The 2,722-nt window shown below is 30.0% G+C and carries 3 protein-coding genes and 1 pseudogene; all 4 read right to left on the reverse strand.

Features of this window, described 5'->3' with window-relative positions; all coding sequences use genetic code 11:
• Nucleotides 1-102: 102 nt before the first annotated feature.
• Nucleotides 103-300, reverse strand: a complete 198-nt coding sequence (locus AACY61_RS11895; RefSeq protein ID WP_339611798.1) for a hypothetical protein — start codon at nt 298-300, stop codon at nt 103-105.
• 165 nt (nt 301-465) lie between these two features.
• Nucleotides 466-1,851 carry an exopolysaccharide biosynthesis polyprenyl glycosylphosphotransferase gene (locus AACY61_RS11900; RefSeq protein WP_339611800.1) on the reverse strand — a complete coding sequence of 462 codons (1,386 nt, stop codon included), beginning with the start codon at nt 1,849-1,851 and terminating at the stop codon, nt 466-468.
• Nucleotides 1,852-1,883: 32 nt separating this feature from the next.
• Nucleotides 1,884-2,363 carry a glycosyltransferase family 4 protein gene (locus AACY61_RS11905; protein WP_339611801.1) on the reverse strand — a complete coding sequence of 160 codons (480 nt, stop codon included), beginning with the start codon at nt 2,361-2,363 and terminating at the stop codon, nt 1,884-1,886.
• A gap of 26 nt (nt 2,364-2,389) precedes the next feature.
• Nucleotides 2,390-2,722, reverse strand: a pseudogene (locus AACY61_RS11910) (glycosyltransferase family 1 protein); the annotation flags it as partial.

A 2,722-nucleotide genomic window follows, 5' to 3' on the forward strand; every position in this document is an offset into this window, starting at 1 on the left:
TGCTTCCTAAAGGGTTATATAAAAGGAATAAATTTTATTAACACTTAAATCCAACCTAACGTCATTGAAGTTTATAACAATTCAGGAAGCAATTTCTTAGAATTAAGGCTTTAGATAAATTAAACATTGGTTTAATTCCGGATTTTGCTTGATGAGAGAATTTACCCAAACTTTTAACTCTTCAATTTCATGAGGTAATAATCGTTTGAGTGCTTTTTGGAGTTCTCTGCAAAATAAGTTAGTATCAAAACTAACCTTTGCAAGCACGGCTTTTGTGTAGTCAAACATAGCTCTAGCCATAGTTGTTATGGGTTTAAAATTAAATTAAAAATTTAATTAATTAGAGTAACTATGTTAAATAGGCAAGTGTGTTAAATTTTACAGAAACTAAAGTAATAAAAAATGAGTTTAAAAAATCAATTATAGTAGACTTTAACATTTATAAAACTTCATTTTTTTTCAATTTTAATGTCCTCTATAGAATATAATGGTGCTCATTGTTTTTACTATTATATTTAAATCCAGATAAACACTGCGTTTTTTTATATAATACAAGTCGTATTGTAATTTTTCAAGTGCATCTTCTTTGCTTGATGCATAATTGCTTTTTACTTGTGCCCATCCCGTTAGTCCTGGCTTTATAATGTGTCTTATTTCATAAAAGGGTATTTCCTTTGAAAGTTCTTTTACAAATATTGGTCTTTCCGGCCTTGGGCCAATGACACTCATATCACCCTTGATAACATTTAAAAATTGTGGGATTTCATCTATACGAGTTTTTCGTAAAAATTTCCCAAATTTTGTGACTCTTAAATCGCTTTTTGTTGCCCACTTTGCTCCTTCTAGTTCAGCATTTTTAATCATGCTTCTAAATTTTATAATGAAAAATATATTTCCATTTTTCCCTACACGTTCCTGAAAATATAACAGCGAACCTTGATTTGCAAATAAATTCCCAATAATAATAACAGGCAAAAGTACAATCCCGAAAACAAGTCCAATTATTGATATTGTTAGATCCATAAACCGATGAAAAAACAGATATAATTTGTTTTGGTTACTTCTGCTAAAAGGAAAGTATCTATAAAAATCTTTTTCCACATGATGAACAGGGACACGGTGAGTTAAATCTTCATAAACTTGTGTGTATTCTTTAATTGAAAAACCTTTTTCTAGCAAATTCAATAACTTGGAATAAATTGGCAAGGATATTTTTTTGGAAAAATTCCCTGCAATTATGATTTCAGATATTGAATTCTCTTGAATGATTTTATTTAAATCAAGGGTTTTAAATTCTTTTAATTGTAATGAAGTTTCGATGTTTTTAGAAGTGTTAATAAAACCTATTACTTTATAATTCGGATCAGACTTTTCGATTGCATTCGCCATCAATTGAACGTTTGTTGCATTTCCAATAATTAAAATACGCTTATAAAACCTTGGAGCTGAAATAAGCATGATATATGCCAGGCGCCATAAAAATAGTGCTATTACAATCGCTAGAAAGAAAAATACGATTTGTAATCTGTTGCCCGGCAATTGTGGGGTGTAATAGGGAGTTAAAAGGTAAAATAAAACTGTTAAGGAAGTGGTTAATACTATGTTTTTCAATACAATATCAACTTTGCTAGCTTTTTGGAGGTCATACATTTCAAAAACACTAGCAAAAATTGTTAAATAAATTGCTAAGACAATTGTCCATTCCCAAGTATGAGCTGATATCTTAAAATACTCAAACTCAAAAATATTTCCAAGACCATATAAAATAAGTAAAACCCAAACAATATCAAAAATACGTAACAATACCTTCCGTTCAGAAATCTCAAAGTGTATGTGTTTTGATTTAGACATTATATAGATTTGGGATTTAAATTTACAACATCTTAATTTAAAATTTCAAACCATTTGTATTTAACTACATCCCAATCAAAATTTTCAACTTTCTTTCGGGCATTTTGTGTCAGATTATTAGATAATTCAACATTTGCAAAAAGCTCTTCCAGTGACTCAACAAAAGCTTTTACAGAATCGGGATGCACAAGTAAGGCATCCTTCCTGTCTTCCAGTAAAAATGGAATACCGCCAACTTTTGTAGAAACTACAGTTAGGCCAAGTGCCATGGCTTCAATAACGCTAACTGGTGTATTGTCAAAATTTGTTGTATTCATGAAAATTGAAAAATTTTCAGAGAGTTTTATCCATTCTTCTTTTGTCAATTTTCCAGTAAAAGTTACCGGTAGTTGTTTAAACGTAGCATATTCCTTACATTCTTTCAATGAACCATCTTTTTCAGGCCCCACCATACATAGTGAGATTTCAGGGTATTTTGGCACTAATTCCTCAATAACCTTTAGAGCAAGCATTGGGTTATATATTTGAGAAAATGACCTTACCCAAAGTATTTTTCTTGATGGTTTTTTGAGTGTAAAGCGATAATTATTGAATTAGGGATTGTAATTGTATTTTCAAATCCTATTTGCTTAAAAATAGTTTCCAGATACAGAGAAGGAGCAACATTAATTTTTGAATTTTTGAATAAAATGCTACTCTTTTTTTTATCTTTTTGTAATCGTTGGGGAAGATTTCCGCCTCTTAGTATAGGTATATAAGGTATGTTTATAAGTTGTGCAATTATCGAAACTCCTAAAGCGTAGTAAAAATTCAACGTGCTATAGGTGTCAATAAGAATAATATCAACGTTTTTTCTATGCTTTAAAACAGC

The organism is uncultured Planktosalinus sp. (assembly GCF_963973675.1).
Taxonomy (GTDB): domain Bacteria; phylum Bacteroidota; class Bacteroidia; order Flavobacteriales; family Flavobacteriaceae; genus Planktosalinus.

Excerpts from the sequence above, each read along its gene's own strand:
- AACY61_RS11895 (WP_339611798.1), bottom strand. The coding sequence starts at position 300 with ATGGCTAGAGCTATGTTTGACTACACAAAAGCCGTGCTTGCAAAGGTT.
- AACY61_RS11905 (WP_339611801.1), bottom strand. The coding sequence starts at position 2,363 with ATGCTTGCTCTAAAGGTTATTGAGGAATTAGTGCCAAAATACCCTGAA.
- AACY61_RS11900 (WP_339611800.1), bottom strand. The coding sequence starts at position 1,851 with ATGTCTAAATCAAAACACATACACTTTGAGATTTCTGAACGGAAGGTA.